Source organism: Streptomyces apocyni (assembly GCF_009739465.1).
Taxonomy (GTDB): domain Bacteria; phylum Actinomycetota; class Actinomycetes; order Streptomycetales; family Streptomycetaceae; genus Streptomyces; species Streptomyces apocyni.
In genome coordinates, this window is the sequence record NZ_WHOM01000078.1 from 67,882 (window position 1) to 83,786 (window position 15,905).

Annotated in this window: 16 protein-coding genes; 8 read left to right on the top strand and 8 right to left on the bottom strand. The window is 69.5% G+C overall.

The window, feature by feature from the left end; translation table 11 throughout:
* Nucleotides 1-6: 6 nt before the first annotated feature.
* A complete protein-coding gene (locus tag GCN81_RS28850; protein ID WP_156727491.1) occupies nucleotides 7-951 on the bottom strand; it encodes a radical SAM protein in 945 nt (314 codons plus the stop codon).
* A gap of 598 nt (nucleotides 952-1,549) precedes the next feature.
* Nucleotides 1,550-1,801, bottom strand: coding sequence for a DUF7848 domain-containing protein (locus GCN81_RS28860; RefSeq protein ID WP_156727492.1), 252 nt, complete (start codon nucleotides 1,799-1,801; stop codon nucleotides 1,550-1,552).
* A gap of 193 nt (nucleotides 1,802-1,994) precedes the next feature.
* On the opposite strand from GCN81_RS28860, the gene GCN81_RS28865 reads away from it, so the two are divergent.
* From GCN81_RS28865 to GCN81_RS28875, 3 genes are read left to right on the top strand one after another with little or no spacing between them, the layout of a single operon-like run.
* On the top strand, nucleotides 1,995-2,819 hold the full coding sequence (locus GCN81_RS28865; RefSeq protein WP_156727493.1) for a helix-turn-helix domain-containing protein: 825 nt from the start codon (nucleotides 1,995-1,997) through the stop codon (nucleotides 2,817-2,819).
* The gene (locus GCN81_RS28870) at nucleotides 2,816-3,001 is read left to right on the top strand and encodes a DUF397 domain-containing protein (RefSeq protein WP_156727494.1); all 186 of its coding nucleotides are present in this window, start codon (nucleotides 2,816-2,818) and stop codon (nucleotides 2,999-3,001) included. Before GCN81_RS28865 ends, GCN81_RS28870 begins: the two co-directional genes overlap by 4 nt.
* A 10-nt stretch (nucleotides 3,002-3,011) precedes the next feature.
* Complete coding sequence (locus GCN81_RS28875) at nucleotides 3,012-3,149, top strand: hypothetical protein (RefSeq protein WP_156727495.1); 138 nt, start codon at nucleotides 3,012-3,014, stop codon at nucleotides 3,147-3,149.
* Nucleotides 3,150-3,186: 37 nt separating this feature from the next.
* Here the strand turns inward: GCN81_RS28875 and GCN81_RS28880 are convergent, their stop codons facing one another.
* The 5 genes from GCN81_RS28880 to mshD all read right to left on the bottom strand — a co-directional run bounded on the left by GCN81_RS28880 (nucleotide 3,187) and on the right by mshD (nucleotide 8,565).
* A complete protein-coding gene (locus GCN81_RS28880) occupies nucleotides 3,187-3,603 on the bottom strand; it encodes a VOC family protein (RefSeq protein ID WP_156727496.1) in 417 nt (138 codons plus the stop codon).
* Between the two features lie 25 nt (nucleotides 3,604-3,628).
* On the bottom strand, nucleotides 3,629-4,030 hold the full coding sequence (locus GCN81_RS28885; RefSeq protein ID WP_156727497.1) for an NUDIX hydrolase: 402 nt from the start codon (nucleotides 4,028-4,030) through the stop codon (nucleotides 3,629-3,631).
* Nucleotides 4,027-5,145: a CHAD domain-containing protein gene (locus GCN81_RS28890; protein ID WP_407698030.1), complete on the bottom strand. Its 1,119-nt coding sequence runs from the start codon at nucleotides 5,143-5,145 to the stop codon at nucleotides 4,027-4,029. Before GCN81_RS28890 ends, GCN81_RS28885 begins: the two co-directional genes overlap by 4 nt.
* The gene (locus GCN81_RS28895; protein ID WP_231627053.1) at nucleotides 5,126-7,402 is read right to left on the bottom strand and encodes an RNA degradosome polyphosphate kinase; all 2,277 of its coding nucleotides are present in this window, start codon (nucleotides 7,400-7,402) and stop codon (nucleotides 5,126-5,128) included. The genes GCN81_RS28890 and GCN81_RS28895 overlap by 20 nt, the downstream gene beginning before the upstream one ends.
* A gap of 227 nt (nucleotides 7,403-7,629) precedes the next feature.
* Nucleotides 7,630-8,565: a mycothiol synthase gene (gene mshD / locus GCN81_RS28900; protein WP_156727499.1), complete on the bottom strand. Its 936-nt coding sequence runs from the start codon at nucleotides 8,563-8,565 to the stop codon at nucleotides 7,630-7,632.
* 161 nt (nucleotides 8,566-8,726) lie between these two features.
* Between mshD and GCN81_RS28905 the strand changes: the two genes are divergently transcribed.
* The gene (locus GCN81_RS28905; RefSeq protein WP_156727500.1) at nucleotides 8,727-10,586 is read left to right on the top strand and encodes a bifunctional metallophosphatase/5'-nucleotidase; all 1,860 of its coding nucleotides are present in this window, start codon (nucleotides 8,727-8,729) and stop codon (nucleotides 10,584-10,586) included.
* A 108-nt stretch (nucleotides 10,587-10,694) separates the two neighbouring features.
* Here the strand turns inward: GCN81_RS28905 and GCN81_RS32075 are convergent, their stop codons facing one another.
* Nucleotides 10,695-11,375, bottom strand: coding sequence for a hypothetical protein (locus tag GCN81_RS32075; protein ID WP_197287823.1), 681 nt, complete (start codon nucleotides 11,373-11,375; stop codon nucleotides 10,695-10,697).
* A 179-nt stretch (nucleotides 11,376-11,554) separates the two neighbouring features.
* Between GCN81_RS32075 and GCN81_RS32080 the strand changes: the two genes are divergently transcribed.
* The 4 genes from GCN81_RS32080 (at nucleotide 11,555) to pstA (ending at nucleotide 15,888) form a co-directional block, all read left to right on the top strand.
* A complete protein-coding gene (locus GCN81_RS32080) occupies nucleotides 11,555-12,277 on the top strand; it encodes a hypothetical protein (RefSeq protein ID WP_197287824.1) in 723 nt (240 codons plus the stop codon).
* Between the two features lie 312 nt (nucleotides 12,278-12,589).
* Nucleotides 12,590-13,717: a phosphate ABC transporter substrate-binding protein PstS gene (gene pstS, locus GCN81_RS28920; protein WP_156727501.1), complete on the top strand. Its 1,128-nt coding sequence runs from the start codon at nucleotides 12,590-12,592 to the stop codon at nucleotides 13,715-13,717.
* Between the two features lie 102 nt (nucleotides 13,718-13,819).
* A complete protein-coding gene (pstC, locus tag GCN81_RS28925; protein WP_156727502.1) occupies nucleotides 13,820-14,830 on the top strand; it encodes a phosphate ABC transporter permease subunit PstC in 1,011 nt (336 codons plus the stop codon).
* Nucleotides 14,827-15,888: a phosphate ABC transporter permease PstA gene (gene pstA, locus GCN81_RS28930; RefSeq protein ID WP_156727503.1), complete on the top strand. Its 1,062-nt coding sequence runs from the start codon at nucleotides 14,827-14,829 to the stop codon at nucleotides 15,886-15,888. Before pstC ends, pstA begins: the two co-directional genes overlap by 4 nt.
* Nucleotides 15,889-15,905: the final 17 nt, after the last annotated feature.

A 15,905-nucleotide genomic window follows, 5' to 3' on the forward strand; every position in this document is an offset into this window, starting at 1 on the left:
CTGCTTTCAGTACTTGGGGTTACAGGCTTCGGTTTCCGCGGGCGCGCAGTCCGAACCATCCTGGTCGGGGTTGCACGCCGTCACCACACCTGAGGAAGGCTGGCACGAGTCCTCTCGGGGAGTGCACGAGTCCGGGACACAGCCCCCGCCACTCCTGCGCGGAATGACGGCCATACGGTCGGCCCACTCAGGCCCGTTCAGGATCTCGGCGAGGGTCTGTGTCTGGATGCTTCCGGCCGTCAGCCACCGGGACATGACGCACGGCGTGACAACGCCGTCAGGGCTGATGGCCGCGCGGTCCGTGCCGCACCGGCCGCACAGTTCGGCCGGATCGTGAAGGGTGACGCTCACGCTGTCGCCGTTGCCGATGGCCCGGACCCGGTCGAGTCGGATTTCCCCGGCGACGCCAAGCCGCCGTAGCTCCGCGCGCGCTCCGTCGACGGCCTGCCCGTCGAGGACGTGCACGAGCGAGGCGCGTAGCGGGATACCGCGGCGGATCGCTTCGACGATGTTCGCCTTTGTGCGCGCGTAGGAGCCGCGCCCGCCGGTGATCTGCTCGTGCTCGGCCGCGTTGTCGCTGTAGTACGAGGTGGCCAGCGACACTCCGGTCCGCTCGAAGGTGCGCCACATCGACGGGCGCACATGCACGAGGTTCGAGAACACCTCAACCCGCAGGCCAAGACTCAGCGCGCGGTCGATCAGTCGAGGCAGGTGGGGGTGCAGGGTGGGTTCGCCACCGATGTACTGCACCATGCAGACGCCGAGCCCCTCGGCCTGGTCCAACAGCGCGAACCAGTCCTCCCGTCGCATGGTGCCGTGACTGCCGTGCGGTCCTGACTTGGCGTAGCAGTGTGAGGCGCAGGTGTTCTGACACTGGCCGGTGATCTCCAGCGCAAGCGAACTCAGCCGCTCTACGGGCGCATTGGTGGGGTTGTCGATGATGGCTGTCACGGTGGCGGACTCCTTCGCGTCGTGTCGTGCGCTGGCGCACCCGCTCCCCTGCCGGGGGTCTTGCGGTGTGGGAGAACCGTCAACAGGTCGCCCCGGCAGGGGGCGGAGTCTTCACAGGTAGAGCTGTCGCTTACAAGTACGGCAGTAGGTCTTGCCGTCGCGCTTCTCGGTCTTCAGGTGCTCACACGTCTTGGTCTGGGTCATCGCGCCTGCCCGGCCAGTAGAGCCGCGGGCAGGCGATCTCGCTTGCGGCGCGGTAGCCGGTGACGACCGCCGGGCTCGCCTACAGGCAAGGCACTCGGCGGGGGTGCGTGCGCGGGCATGGTGAGCGTGGCGGACTGCGCGGCGCGGTCGGCAGGCGCGTCCCTGCCGTGCGACTGGACGCGCACCATGCGGTCAAGCTCCGCGATGCACGGGCCACAGGCGTACACGTCACCCGTCGCGCCGGGGGTGTTCACCGAGCCGACCCACAGCACGCGCACGCCGTCGCGTCGGCAGTACAACCAACAGACCCCGGCGACCCACGCGTTGCCGTCGCCCGTCTGCGCGACCAACGGCCACGCATCGCGCCACGGACGCTCGACAGCGGGGGCGAACGTCACGCCGTGCCCCCGTTCGCCCGCACCAGTGCGACCCACTCTGCCGGGGGTTGCATGACCGCGTAGTCGCCGAAGTTCCGGCGGTAGCGCGTGTGCCTGGTCTCCTGGGTGTGCTTGCGCTGCCACTCCTCGACCGGTCCGGGGTGGCAGTGCGTGCCGGACCGCGCGCCGCATTCGGTTTCGTCGCCGGACACGCAACGGGCCTCGTACTCCGGTTCCGCCGTCACGTCTTGCTCGATCGTGAATGGCACGTATCGAAAGACACGGCGGGCCTTCCGGGTCTCGCCTGTGTTCGCATGGCGTGCCGCGCCCGCCTGCTGCTCCACGTCCTCACCCTTTCCTAACTGGGCTAACAGCGTGGATTGTTGGCACTACGCTCCGCTAGACAGGTGGATGTGAAGACGGAGAGTTCATATGCACTACGGCAAAGGATGACGGGGGCACATGCCAGCGCGTAAGCAGATTGACCCCTCGGAAAGCCTGGAAATGTTCCTGGGGAAGATGGTGGAACGGGCCAGGATCGCCAAGGGATGGACCCGGCAGAAGGACTTGGCGGACGCGGTCCGCGTCGCCCCCTCCCGCATCTCACAGATCGAGTGCGGCGCCGAAGCCCCCAACGTGGCGTTGGCCGAGTTCCTCGATGACGTACTCGGTACCGGTACGTACATCACCGACCTAGCGCGGATGATCGCGCGCAAGGCCATCCGGGACTACGCGCAGTTGTTCGTTGATCGCCAGCTCACCGCGCACGCCGTCCACCAGTTCGCCCCGATCGTGCCCGGCCTCATGCAGACCCGCGCATACGCACGAGCCTTGATGCTCGCTACCGACCCCAGTAACAGCGACGTGGACGACGCGCTGCGGCTCCGTATAGAGCGGCAGGAGGCAGTCACCCGTGAGAGCAGCCCGGTGTGGCTCAGTGCCGTGATCGACGAGGCGGGGCTACGCCGCACGATGGGCGACGCGGAGGCCCACAGGGAACAGCTCCGGCATCTGCTAGCTCTGTCCCAACGGGACAACGTCTTGATTCAGGTACTGCCGTTCACCGCGCCGAGCCCCACGGGAATGCTCACCTTGCTCGATCTGCCGGACAGCCCCCGATGTGCGTACGCTGAGGCTGCGTTCACCGGACGGCTCTACGAAGAACCGGCGGACGTGGCGCGCATGCAGCACACCTATGATCACCTCAGCAGCGAGGCCCTGAGCCGCCAAGGGAGCCGGGACCTCATCCGGAAGATCCTTGACAGCTACGAGGAGAACCACCAGTGAGTGACGCCGTACCGAACTGGCACAAGTCGAGTTACAGCAACGAAGCCGGGTCGGATTGCATCGAGGTCGCCGACAACTTCCCCGGTGTAGTCATGATCCGTGACACCAAGGGACACGAGAAGGGCACCCTGCACGTCACCCCGGACGCGTGGGCCGCGTTCACCGGGATGGCCAAGGAGTGATACCGGCACCATGAGGGCCCGTACCGATCCAGCCGATCCGGTACGGGTCCTCACCGCTTTCCAGCGTCGTCGGGCCACCCTCGTCGTGCGCAGCAGGGCCTACCACATCGGCACAGGGAACAGCAGGCGCGCGCCGCGCAACGGCTGACCTGCGCATCTGCCGACTCCGCCACCCGGGGAGGCCGCTACGCGGTTCCGAAGTCCACCATCCAGGTGACGCCGAACCGGTCCGTGCACATGCCGAAGACGTCACCCCACATCTGCTTGTCCAGCGGGACCAGGACCGTGCCTCCGTCGGACAGCTTCTCCCAGTAGCCGCGCAGCTCGTCAGCGTCCCCAGCCTCCCCGCTGACGCTCACGGAGATGTTGTTTCCCGGCTTGTACTCCGTGTCCGGCGGGTTGTCGGCGCCCATCAGCGTGTAGCCGCTGTCGGTCGTCAGCGCGCCGTGCATGATCTTGTCGGCGACGTCTCCGGCCTTCGCCCCGCCGAGGTCGCCGTAGGTGTGCACGGTCAGGGTGCCGCCGAAGACGCCCTGGTAGAACTCCATCGCCTGCCGCGCGACGCCGTCGAAACTGATGTAGGGGTTGAGCCTGGAGGCCACGAGATCACCCTTTCCTGATGAACCGTCAGTTCCGGCAGATTAGCCGGACCGCGGTGTCAACCAGCTCTTTGTCCCTGACCTGGGTGAGCCGGTCGCGCGCCGCGCCCGGTGGGAGCCAGAGCAGCCGGGACACTTCACTGTTCGGCGCGAAGCTGCCGCCGATGGCCTCGGCCGCCCAGTAGCGGACCTGCTTGGGGACGCCCTCCACCTCGTAGTGGACGGTCCGCAGCTCGGGGCCGGGTTCGCACGTCATCCCGGTCTCCTCCAGGACCTCCCGGAGCGCTCCGTCCCGCGCGTCCTCGCCGCGCTTGAGCTTGCCCTTGGGGTGCGACCAGTCTCCGTACTTCGGCCGGAAGACCAGGGCGAGTTCGATGCCGTCCCGGTCAGCCGAGCGGCGCCACAGCACACATCCAGCGGCCAGGATCATGGCGTGCCCACCGCCGATCCCGATCCCGATCCCGATCCCGCCCCCCGCCACACCCGTTGGAAGGCGTACCGCGCCGCCTCCACCTCGTGGCGCTGGTCGGCGTGCAGCACGCCGAGGGCGTAGGCCGTCGTCGGGGCGATGCGGGGGGTACGGGCGGCCGAGGCGGCGGCGGCCGCGGCCTCGGCGGCGTCGCGGTGGCGGTCCAGGGCCTCGCCCGCGGTGAGCAGCCGTACGTCGGCGGTCTTGGCGTCCGAGGCGCGGATCGCCTCCTGGGCGTAGCGGTGCAGACGCAGCAGCAGGCGGACCTGGTGCCAGGGGGCGTCCTGGGACTCCGGGGCCTCGTCGGGGGCCAGGCCATGGGTGAGGGCCTCGGCGTTGTACGGGTGCCCGGCGCGCACCAGCGGGAGTGCGGCGACCGCCTCGTTCAGCCGGGCCTCGACGTCCGCGGCGAACGGCGTGAGCTGGTGCGCGGCCGCCTCCCGGCGCAGCGGCACCTCACTGGCCAGTAAAGCGACCCCGTCCGCGACGGCGTGGAAACGGGAGCTGCCCAGAGCCTGGAGGGCCGCCGAGTGGGCGCGGGTCCTGGCGAGGGTGAGTTGACGCTCCAGCAGGGCGCCCGCCTTGGCCGCGCCCACCGTCAGCTGCCCCTTCGGCGGAGGCGGGCCACCCCGCCGGGCGTCGGAGGCCGCCTGCGCGGGGAACGCCGCCGCCCCCGACAACCGGTGCAGCGCCCCGACCAGCCGGTCGAGCCGCGCCGCGTACCCGTGCTCGCGGGCCAGCGTCCCCGACAGCCAGGCCAGTTCCGTGCGGAGCTGGTCGGACCACTCGGCGTCGAGCAGCGGCCGGAAGGTGTGCAGGGTGCCGCTGATGCGGCGGGCCGCACGGCGCAGCGCGCGGGCCGACTCCGCGGACTCCTCCGCGCCGCTCTCGCGGTGCTGCCGCAGCGCGCGCAGGAATTCCATGGCCTGCTCCCGCAGGTAGCGGGCCAGCACCTCGCCCGCTACCCGCGCGCCCTGCGCCACCGGGGCCGAAGCCGACACCGAGGCCGAGGCCGACAGCGGGTCCGGGCCCGGGGCACGCGCGGTGGCAGTGCGGTCAGGGTTTCGCTGAGCCACGGCGGCGCCTCCGGGCGTCAATGAGCATCTCCTGTACGTTCCGCAGGGGGTGGCCGTCCGAGTCGGTCGCGTGCCGGGTCCAGTCGCCGTCGGGCCCCAGGTGCCAGGAGGCGGTGGTGTCCGACATCCCGGTCTCCAGGAGCCTGCTCAGCGCGGCGCGGTGGGCCGGGTCCTGGACCCGTACCAGCGCTTCGATCCGTCGGTCGAGGTTGCGGTGCATCATGTCCGCGCTGCCGAGCCACACCTCGGGCTCGCCGCCGTTGCCGAAGGCGAACACCCGCGAGTGCTCCAGGAAACGGCCGAGCACCGACCTGACCCGGATGTTCTCGGAGAGGCCGGAGACTCCGGGGCGTACGGCACAGATGCCGCGCACCCAGATGCCCACCGAAACGCCCGCCTGGGACGCCCGGTACAGCGCGTCGATGACGGCCTCGTCGACCATCGAGTTGACCTTGATACGGACATAAGCGGGGCGGCCCGCCCGGTGGTGCTCGGTCTCCTTGTTGATCCGGGCGACCAGGCCGTCCCGCAGGGACTTGGGTGCCACGAGGAGACGGCGGTAGGTCTCACGGCGCGAGTATCCGGACAGCCGGTTGAAGAGGTCGGAGAGGTCGGCGCCGACCTGCGGGTCGGCGGTGAGCAGCCCCAGGTCCTCGTACAGCCGGGCGGTCTTGGGGTGGTAGTTGCCGGTGCCGACGTGCGAGTACCGGCGCAGCGTCTCGCCCTCCTGGCGGACCACCAGGGACAGCTTGCAGTGCGTCTTCAGACCGACCAGGCCGTAGACGACATGGCAGCCCGCCTCCTCCAGCTTGCGCGCCCACTTGATGTTGGCCTGCTCGTCGAAGCGCGCCTTGATCTCCACCAGGACGAGAACCTGCTTGCCGGACTCGGCGGCGTCTATCAACGCGTCCACGATCGGCGAGTCGCCGGACGTGCGGTACAGCGTCTGCTTGATCGCCAGCACGTCGGGGTCGGCGGCGGCCTGCTCCAGGAACGCCTGCACCGAGGTGGAGAAGCTGTCGTAGGGGTGGTGCAGCAGGACGTCGCGCTCGCGCAGGGCCGCGAAGATGTCCGGCGCCGACGCCGACTCCACCTCGGCCAGGTCCCGGTGCGTGCCCGCGACGAACTTCGGGTACTTCAGCTCGGGCCGGTCCAGGCTGGAGACGCCGAACAGACCGGTCAGGTCGAGCGGGCCAGGCAGCGGGTACACCTCGGCCTCGGAGATCTTCAGCTCGCGGATCAGCAGGTCAAGGACGTACCGGTCGATGGACTCCTCGACCTCCAGGCGCACCGGCGGCCCGAAGCGGCGCCGCATGAGCTCCTTCTCCAGGGCCTGGAGCAGGTTCTCGGCGTCGTCCTCCTCGACCTCCAGGTCCTCGTTCCTGGTGACCCGGAACATGTGGTGGGCGAGCACCTCCATGCCGGGGAACAGCTCCTCCAGGTGGGCCGGGGCCGCGATCACGTCCTCGATGGGGACGTACCGCCCGGGCGCCGCCTCCAGGAAACGGTTCAGCAGCGGCGGCACCTTGACCCGCGCGAAGTGCTGGTGCCCGGTGACCGGGTTGCGGACGACGACGGCCAGATTGAGGGAGAGACCCGAGATGTACGGGAAGGGGTGCGCCGGGTCCACTGCCAGCGGGGTCAGTACGGGGAAGATCCGCTGCCGGAACAGGGTGAAGAGCCGGGCCTGCTCCTTCTCGGTGAGGTCGGGCCAGCGCACGATCTCGATGCCCTCGTCGGCCAGCGCGGGCGCCACGTCCTCCTGGAAGCAGGCGGCGTGCCGCGCCATGAGCTCGCGGGTCCGGGTCCAGATCAGGTCCAGCACCTCACGCGGCTGGAGCCCTGAGGCCGAACGGGTGGCGACCCCGGTCGCGATGCGCCGCTTCAGGCCCGCAACCCGGACCATGAAGAACTCGTCCAGGTTGCTGGAGAAGATCGCCAGGAAGTTCGCCCGCTCAAGGAGCGGGGTGGTCGGGTCCTCGGCCAGTTCGAGTACCCGCTCGTTGAATCCCAGCCAGCTGCGCTCCCGGTCCAGGAAGCGGCCCTGCGGCAGCTCGTCGCCGTCCACGCCGCCGTCTTCCTCGTACACGTCGAGGTCCGAGTCGAGGTCGGGCTCCAGGTCGGACACCGCCGCCGACACCGTGTGCGGGCGGTGCGCGGCTATGGAGCCGACGGACGGCTGGACGTGCTGGACCGGAGTCGGGGCGGTGGCCTGGGCGGGGGCCTTGGCTCGGGCTTCGGCGGAGGGCTGGTTCATGTACCCATTGTTCCGCCTTCGCCCGTCGGCGGGCGCGCCGACGAGCCTCGGTCGGGGGCGGGCCTCCGCGGGCGGCGAGGGCCGAGAGCCTGCCTCAGGCACGTCGGGCTGCATTCCGCGAGCGTCGCAAGCCTGTCTGAATCACTGGTTACGGCGACATGACGTACGGGAGCCCAGGGAGCGGCTCTCAGGCATCCCCGCGATACGTCAGGTCTCCGTGCGGTGCGTCAGGTCTCCGTGCGGTACATCAGGTCCGTCTCATGGGTGACGAACCCAATCCGCTCGTAGACCGAGACCGCCGCCTTGTTGTCCGCGTCGACGTACAGCATCGCGGTGGGCAGGCCCTGGCTCTCCAGATGCCGCAGCCCGATCGCGGTGAGCGCCTTGCCGAGGCCGCCGCCCTGCGCGCCGGGCCGGACCCCGAGCACGTACACCTCACCCAGCCGCTCCGCCTCGTGCACCTTCGTCCAGTGGAAGCCGAGCAGCTCGCCGTCCGACTCCCGCTCGGCGAGGAAGAACCCGGCCGGGTCGAACCACGGCTCGGCCTTGCGGTCGTCCAGGTCGCGCTGGGTGAGCGAGCCCTGCTCCGGATGGTGGGCGAACGCCTCGGCGTTGGCGGCCAGCCAGGCCGCGTCATCCTGGCCCGGTACGAAGGTGCGCACGGCGACGCCGGGCGGGAGCACCGGCTCGGCCAGCGGCTGCGACTCACCCGGGCCCAGCGGCCGCCTCATCTGCCGCAGTTCACGGAAGAGGGACAGACCGAGCACCTGGGCCAGATGCCGGGCCGACGAGTGGCCGCCGTGCGCCCAGACCCGCAGCCGCTTCCCGGACGCGGCCAGCAGGGCGGTGCCCAGGGCGCGTCCGTGTCCGTGCCCACGCCGCGCGGGGTGCACCACCAGCTCGCCGGCCGGGGCCTCCACCGGGTCGGTGTCCTCCAGTTGGGCGTAGCCGAGCAGTTCGTGGTCGACGTGCAGCAGCAGATGGCGTACCCCTGGCCGCGGCCCGCCGCGCAGCTGCAACCGGCCCTGCTCGGACACGGCCTGCTGCCCGTCGGTGCGCGCGGCCTCCGCGATCAGGGCGAGTACGGCTTCGGCCTGTTCGGGGGTGAGCGCGTCAAGGGTCTCGATGGACCGCTGGGGTACTCCGGGAGCTGCGTCTGTCATGCCCTTGAGCGTAAAGCCCCGGGCCCCGCACAGGGGAGGACCTCCACCAGCAACCTCCTCGTAACCAGTTACCCCCTGTTGCGCTACGCGCGTTGACCATAGGCTGCGGCCCACTAACAGCACAATCAGACAGTCGTCTCGCTGTCCACTGAGGGGAACTGATGTCAGCGACACCACAACGGCGCCGGGTCGGCGGCCGGTTGATCGCGGTCACCGTAGCGCTCGCCGCGGCCACCGGCGTCATGACGGCGGCGCTGCCCGCCGGAGCCGGAGAGGCCGAGGCCAAGAGCCAGGCCAGGGGCCAGGGCCACGGGCACGGCAAGGGGCCAGGCAAGGGGCCGGGGAGGAACCACGGCCGTACGGTCGACGTACAGCTGCTGTCCTTCAACGACTTCCACGGCAACCTGGAGCCGCCGAGCGGGTCTTCGGGCCGGGTGACCCACCACCACGAGGACGGCACCGAGGAGCAGATCGACGCCGGTGGTGTCGAGTACCTGGCGACGTCGCTGCGGAAGGCGCGCAAGGGCGAGCGGTTCAGCGTCACGGCCGCGGCCGGTGACGTGATCGGGGCCAGCCCGCTGATCTCGGGGCTCTTCCACGACGAGCCGACCATCGAGGCGATGAACAAGATCGGCCTGGACGTGGCCGGTGTCGGCAACCACGAGTTCGACGAGGGCCTCGACGAGCTGAAGCGGATACAGCGGGGCGGCTGCCACCCCGAGGACGGCTGCTACGAGAAGGGCAAGAAGTTCCAGGGCGCCGACTTCCCCTTCCTCGCCGCGAACGTGACGTACGAGAAGAGCGGCAAGCCGGTCCTCAAGCCGTACAGCATCTGGAAGCACCGCGGCGTCAAGATCGGCTTCATCGGCGTGACCCTGGAGGGCACCCCGGACATCGTGTCGGCCGAGGGCATCAAGGGCCTGAAGTTCCACGACGAGGTCGAGACGATCAACAAGTACACCAAGGTGCTGGAGCGCAAGGGCGTGAAGTCCGTCGTCGCGCTCATCCACGAGGGCGGCTACCCGGCGAGCTCCTCGTACAACTACGACTGCGACAGCCCCGGCCCCGGTGACGGGATCTCCGGCCCGATCACGGACATCGCCAAGAACCTCTCGCCCCAGGTGGACGCGGTCGTCACCGGCCACACCCACCAGGCGTACGCGTGCACCATCCCGGACCCGGCGGGCAACCCGCGCACGGTGACGTCGGCGGCGTCCTTCGGCCGTCTGTACACGGACACCACGCTGACGTACGACCGCGCCACCAAGGACATCGTCCGCACCAGCGTGAAGTCGGCGAACCACGTCGTGCACCGCGACCAGCGCAAGGCCCGCGACATGACCCGGCTGATAGACCGGTGGAACACGCTGGCCGAGCCGATCTCCAACCGCCCTGTCGGCCATATCTCGGCCGACATCGCGGGCCGCGGCGCGAACACCCCCGAGTCCCCGCTCGGCGACCTGATCGCGGACGCCCAGCTCACCCACGCCAGGACCCTGGACGAGGGCACGGACCTGGCCCTGATGAACCCGGGCGGCATCCGCTCCGACCTGACCTTCGCGGCCAGCGGCGGCGAGGGTGACGGTGTGGTCACCTACGGCGAGGCCTACACCGTCCAGCCCTTCAGCAACACGGTGAATCTGGTCGACCTGACCGGCGCCCAGCTGGTCACCGCCCTGCGCCAGCAGGTCAGCGGCCGGAACGAGGAGTCCCCGAAGATCCTTCAGGTCTCCGACGGCTTCACCTACACGCTGGACCTGACGAAGACGGGCGCGGACCGGGTCGTCACGGACTCCATCCGGCTCAACGGCGAGCCGCTGGACGAGAACGCCACCTACCGCGTCGCGATGAACTCGTTCCTCGAGGGCGGCGGCGACGGCTTCACCGCGCTCGGCGAGGGCACGAACCCGCTGGTCGGCGGTGACGACCTGGAGGCCTTCGAGACGTACCTGACGGCCAACTCCTCGGCGTCGGCCCCGATCGCCCCGCCGAAGGCGGACCGCATCACGGTCGTGCAGTAGTAGCAGCAGTAGCGGTATAGGAACGAGGGCGGGGCCGCGGGTAACTACCCCCGGCCCCGCCGTCGTCTGTACTGCCGTATTGCCGTACTGCCGTGTTGCCGCGCGGGGTCAGCCCCGGCGCTTGCCCGCGAGATGGGCGGTGGCGCAGGCGGCGCCCGCCGCGGCGGCCAGACCGAGCAGGGCGATACCTTCCTTGAGGCTCCCCTCCCACCAGCTCTCAGCTGGGAAGAAGGGGTCGTCCTCCAGGAGCTCGCCCACGATGTCAGCGTCGAGCGCGTCGGCGAGGATGAACACCTGGCCGTTGGTGTACCCGAAGAAGGTGCCGAGCGCGGCCAACAGGCCCGCGATCACCATCGTGGAAGCGCCCCGGGCGCCCGACTTACCCACCACGGCGCCGACGAGCGCGCCGATGGCGAGGGCGAAGCCCACGTAGCTGAGCTTGAGGCCCACCTTGGACAGGTCCTCATAGCTGGCGACGAGGATGCCCGCGAACACCAGCGAGCCGACGACCGAGACCAGCAGCCCGAGGAAGAAGGCCTTGGCGGGATTGCCCGCGGCGGGCGGCGGGAAACCCGGCTGGAAGCCCTGCGGCGGGTAGGCGTAACCGGGCTGCATGGGCTGCATCGGCGGACCTGGCTGCTGCGCCATCGGCGGGCCGGGGTAGCCGTAGCCGGGCTGCTGCTGCGGCGGGCCGGGGTAGCCGTACCCAGGCTGCTGCGGCGGGCCCGGTGGCTGCTGGCCGTACGGGTTGGGTTGCTGAGGTGGCTGCGGCTGCCAGGGCTGGCTCATGGGTCCCCCGAGTGGTGACGCTAGGAAAGTGCGGTGGCTCAACGTACCAATGCTGTATTGGTGCCCGGGAGACTCGAAGCGGGGCGGGAGAGGTCCGGTAGCCTGCCTGTGCTCTCAAGCTCTTCAACGATTCAATGATTCAACCGCGCTGAACTGGAATCAGCGCAACGGGGGATGCCATGCGAACCAGCCGTACGCGAAACAGCCGTGCCCGAAGCCGTGCCCGAACCCGTGCCCTCGGGGCCGCCGCACTCGCCCTGACGGCCGCCGTCACCCTGGCCGGCTGCACCGACGACCCGAACGACAAGGCCTTCGGCGGGCTCGGGGACGCCGGGAAGACGCCCTCGTTCAACCCGTCCGGCATGCCCAGCCTCAAGCCCCCCAACCCCGACGGCATGATCGGCGGCGGCTCCGCCGGCAGCACCGGCGTGACCGGCGGCAGCTCGGGCGGCAGCAGCGGCCTCACGGGCGGCACCTCCGGAGGCACCGGCGGCAGTACGGGCACCACCGGGGGCAGCTCCGGCCTGACCAGCGGCGGAGCCGGCGCGCCGCAGCCCACCCGCTCGGCCCCGCCCACGTACAACCCGAACGCGCTCGGCGAGGTCGTCGGCCAGAAGTGCAACGCCTCGCGCTCGGGGGCCGTCGTGCGTATCAGCTACGAGGTGGACATCCAGAACGCGTCGACCGAACAGGCCTTCGACTACACGTTCTCCGTGGCCTTCAAGGTGGGCGCCACCCCCAGCTCGACGATCGCCACCAAGCGGATCGCCACCAGGAACGAGCGGGCGACGGTCGCCCCCAGCGGCAACCGCAAGGTCACGCTGAACGCCTCGTACACGAACAACGACAAGGGCGTCTACTCCTGCCAGGTCACCTCGGCCCGAAAGACCCTGTCCCGCTAGCGGGCATACGGAAGCGGGGGCGGCGGGCGACAGGCCCGGCGCCCCCGCTTCCGCGTGCTCGCCCCCGCTTCCACATGCTCACGCCCGCGACGACACGTAACCTCTTCGTGACCTCACCGCACCGACTGCGTAGGTTCACCTTCCGTTCACTCTCGACGGTCGACCACTTCACCTCTCCTGCCTAATTTCGGACTTACGCAGTGCGCGTCGCGGCCAAAGCGACCCGCACAGCCTCCCGAGATAGACGACGACCAAGCAGTCGACCTCTACGCACGCCGCCACCGACGGCGGCTCCTGGAAGGAACACCCGAAGTGAAGCTTCAGCGCATGAACCGGCGGGCCCTCACCCTCGGTGCTCTCACGGTCTCCGGCGCCCTGGCCCTCACGGCGTGCGGCTCGGACGACACGACCCGCGGCGGCGACGGCGGCGAGAAGACCGTCGCGAACTCGAACATCAAGTGTGACGAGGCCAAGGGCGACATCAAGGCCTCCGGGTCGTCCGCCCAGAAGAACGCGATCGACGCCTGGGTCAAGGAGTACGTGGCGACCTGCAAGGACGCCCGTATCGACTACAACCCGACGGGCTCCGGCGCTGGTATCACCGCCTTCCTCCAGGGTCAGACCGCCTTCGCGGGCTCCGACTCGGCGCTGGACGCGGATGAGATCACCGAGTCGAAGAAGGTCTGCAAGGACAGCCAGGCCGTCAACCTCCCGATGGTCGGCGGCCCGGTCGCGGTCGGCTACAACCTGCCGGGCGTGGACGACCTGGTCCTGGACGCCGAGACCCTGGGCAACATCTTCAACGACAAGATCAAGTCCTGGGACGACCCGGCGATCAAGAAGCTGAACCCGGACGCCGACCTCCCCAAGCTCAAGGTCCAGTCCTTCCACCGCTCGGACGACTCCGGCACCACGGACAACTTCACCGAGTACCTGAACACCGCCGCCCCGAAGGCCTGGCCCTACGAGCCCGCGAAGGCCTGGGCGGGCAAGGGCGGCCAGTCCGCTCAGGGCTCCTCCGGTCTGGCCGGCCAGGTCAAGCAGGTCGAGGGCGCGATCACGTACTTCGAGCTGTCCTACGCCTCCTCCGACGACATCCCCACGGTGAAGCTGGACACCGGCGCGGCCGAGCCCGTCGAGGCCACCGTCGACAACGCCTCCGCGGCCATCGCCGCCGGCAAGGTCGTCGGCAAGGGCAGCGACCTCTCCATGGAGCTCGACTACGCGACCAAGGCCGACGGCGCCTACCCGATCGTCCTGGTCACGTACGAGATCGCCTGCGAGAAGGGCAACAAGGCCGAGACTCTCGGTGCCACCAAGTCCTTCCTGACCTACATGGCCAGCGAAGAGGGCCAGAACGTCCTGAAGGCCAACGACTACGCCCCGATCCCGACCGAGATCATCACCAAGGTCCGCGAGACCGTCGCGAACCTGAGCTGACCCTGAGTGCGGCCGGCCCCCACCAGGGCCGGCCGCACCTTCCGGTGCACCGCCAGCGCCAGGAGCTCTCCCACCGGAGAGCTCCGCAGACCGGAGAACCCCATGGACATATCGACTACCAAAGCACCTCCCCCCACCGAACCCGCCGACGCCAGGCCCCCGGCCGATGACCGTCGCAAGAGCAACAGCGCCACCCGCCCCGGTGACCGGGTCTTCCTCGGACTCTCCCGCGGCTCCGGCATCGTGCTGCTCACGATCATGGGCGCGATCGCGGCCTTCCTGACGTACCGCACGGTCCTCGCGCTGTCCGACAACTCGGGCAATTTCTTCACCACCTTCGAGTGGGACACCGCCGCGACGCCGCCGAAGTTCGGCATCCCCGTCCTGGTCTTCGGTACGGTCGTCAGCTCGATCATCGCTCTGGTGATCGCCGTGCCGATCGCCGTCGCGATCGCGCTCTTCATCTCCCACTACGCACCGCGCAAGCTCTCCGGGCCGATCGCCTATGTGATCGACCTGCTGGCCGCGGTGCCCTCCATCGTGTACGGCCTGTGGGGCGCCCTAGTGGTCGCTCCGCACCTGGTTGGCCTCTACAGCTGGCTGGACGACTACCTCGGCTGGACCGGCATCTTCGAGTACTCGGGCGGCGCGCCGCGCTCCCTGATGACCGTCGGCATCCTGCTCGCGATCATGATCCTCCCGATCATCACCAACGTGAGCCGTGAGGTCTTCCTGCAGTCCCCGAAGATGCACGAGGAGGCCGCGCTCGCACTCGGCGCGACGCGCTGGGAGGTCATCCGCATGTCGGTGCTGCCCTTCGGCCGCTCCGGCGTCATCTCCGCCTCCATGCTGGGCCTGGGCCGCGCGCTCGGCGAGACGATCGCCGTCGCCACCGTGCTCTCCCCGAGCTTCCTGATCAACGCCTCGCTGCTTGACCCGGGCGGCGGTACCTTCGCCCAGAACATCGCCAGCAAGTTCAACGAGGCGGACGAGTTCGGCCGGGACGCCCTGATCGCCTCCGGCCTGGTGCTCTTCGTCATCACCCTGCTGGTCAACGGCGCGGCCCGCCTGATCATCGCCCGCCGCAAGGAGTACTCGGGGGCCAACGCATGAGCACCGACACCGTCATCAAGACGCCCGCCCCCAGCACCCTGAGCGCGGCCCGCCTCCCCCGCTGGGCGCCGCTGGTGGTCGCCCTCGGCTCCGCCGCGACCGCCGTCGCCATCGGCATGGTGGCCGGTCTGCACAGCCGCCTGCAGTGGGGCATGATCGCCGCGCTGCTCTTCGTCGTCGCCTCGTACGTCATCGCCGCGCGCGTCGAGGGCCAGCGGCAGGCCAAGGACCGGCTGGCCACCTCGCTGGTCTGGGTCGCCTTCCTGCTGGCGATCATCCCGCTGGCATCGCTGCTCTGGGAGACCGTCGCACGCGGCTCCAAGGTCTTCGACATGTACTTCCTCACCCACTCCATGGGCACCCTCGGTGACCGTGAAGTCGGTGGCGGTATCTACCACGCGCTGCTCGGCACCCTGCAGCAGGTCGCGCTGGCCTCGCTGATCGCCGTGCCGATCGGTCTGCTGACGGCGATCTACCTCGTCGAGTACGGGCGCGGGAAGCTGGCCAAGGTGGTCACCTTCTTCGTCGACGTGATGACGGGTATCCCGTCGATCGTCGCGGGTCTGTTCGTCCTCACCTTCTGGATCCTGATCCTGGGCTTCGACTTCTCCGGCTGGGCAGGCGCCATGGCGCTGTCGATCCTGATGATGCCGGTGGTCGTCCGCTCCACCGAGGAGATGCTCAAGCTCGTTCCGAACGAGCTGCGTGAGGCATCGCTCGCCCTCGGTGTGCCGAAGTGGCGGACTATCCTCAAGGTGGTCCTGCCGACCTCTATCGGCGGCATCACGACCGGCGTCATGCTCGCGGTAGCCCGCATCACGGGTGAGACCGCGCCGGTACTGCTCGTCGTATGGGGTACGAACTTCATCAACACGAACCCGTTCGAGGGCGCCCAGTCCTCGCTGCCCCTGTACATCTACCAGCAGTACGCGGCCGGTAACTCGGCCTCGTACGACCGTGCCTGGGCAGCGGCACTGACCCTCATCGGTTTCGTGATGATCCTGAACCTGGTGGCTCGCGGCATCGCCCGCTGGAAGGCCCCGAAGACCGGTCGCTAAAGCGACATATACGGCTT

Excerpts from the sequence above, each read along its gene's own strand:
- GCN81_RS28895 (WP_231627053.1), bottom strand. The coding sequence starts at position 7,402 with ATGAACCAGCCCTCCGCCGAAGCCCGAGCCAAGGCCCCCGCCCAGGCC.
- pstC (WP_156727502.1), top strand. The coding sequence starts at position 13,820 with ATGGACATATCGACTACCAAAGCACCTCCCCCCACCGAACCCGCCGAC.
- GCN81_RS32080 (WP_197287824.1), top strand. The coding sequence starts at position 11,555 with ATGCGAACCAGCCGTACGCGAAACAGCCGTGCCCGAAGCCGTGCCCGA.
- GCN81_RS32075 (WP_197287823.1), bottom strand. The coding sequence starts at position 11,375 with ATGAGCCAGCCCTGGCAGCCGCAGCCACCTCAGCAACCCAACCCGTAC.
- GCN81_RS28905 (WP_156727500.1), top strand. The coding sequence starts at position 8,727 with ATGTCAGCGACACCACAACGGCGCCGGGTCGGCGGCCGGTTGATCGCG.
- GCN81_RS28875 (WP_156727495.1), top strand. The coding sequence starts at position 3,012 with ATGAGGGCCCGTACCGATCCAGCCGATCCGGTACGGGTCCTCACCGCT.
- mshD (WP_156727499.1), bottom strand. The coding sequence starts at position 8,565 with ATGACAGACGCAGCTCCCGGAGTACCCCAGCGGTCCATCGAGACCCTT.
- GCN81_RS28885 (WP_156727497.1), bottom strand. The coding sequence starts at position 4,030 with ATGATCCTGGCCGCTGGATGTGTGCTGTGGCGCCGCTCGGCTGACCGG.
- pstA (WP_156727503.1), top strand. The coding sequence starts at position 14,827 with ATGAGCACCGACACCGTCATCAAGACGCCCGCCCCCAGCACCCTGAGC.
- GCN81_RS28865 (WP_156727493.1), top strand. The coding sequence starts at position 1,995 with ATGCCAGCGCGTAAGCAGATTGACCCCTCGGAAAGCCTGGAAATGTTC.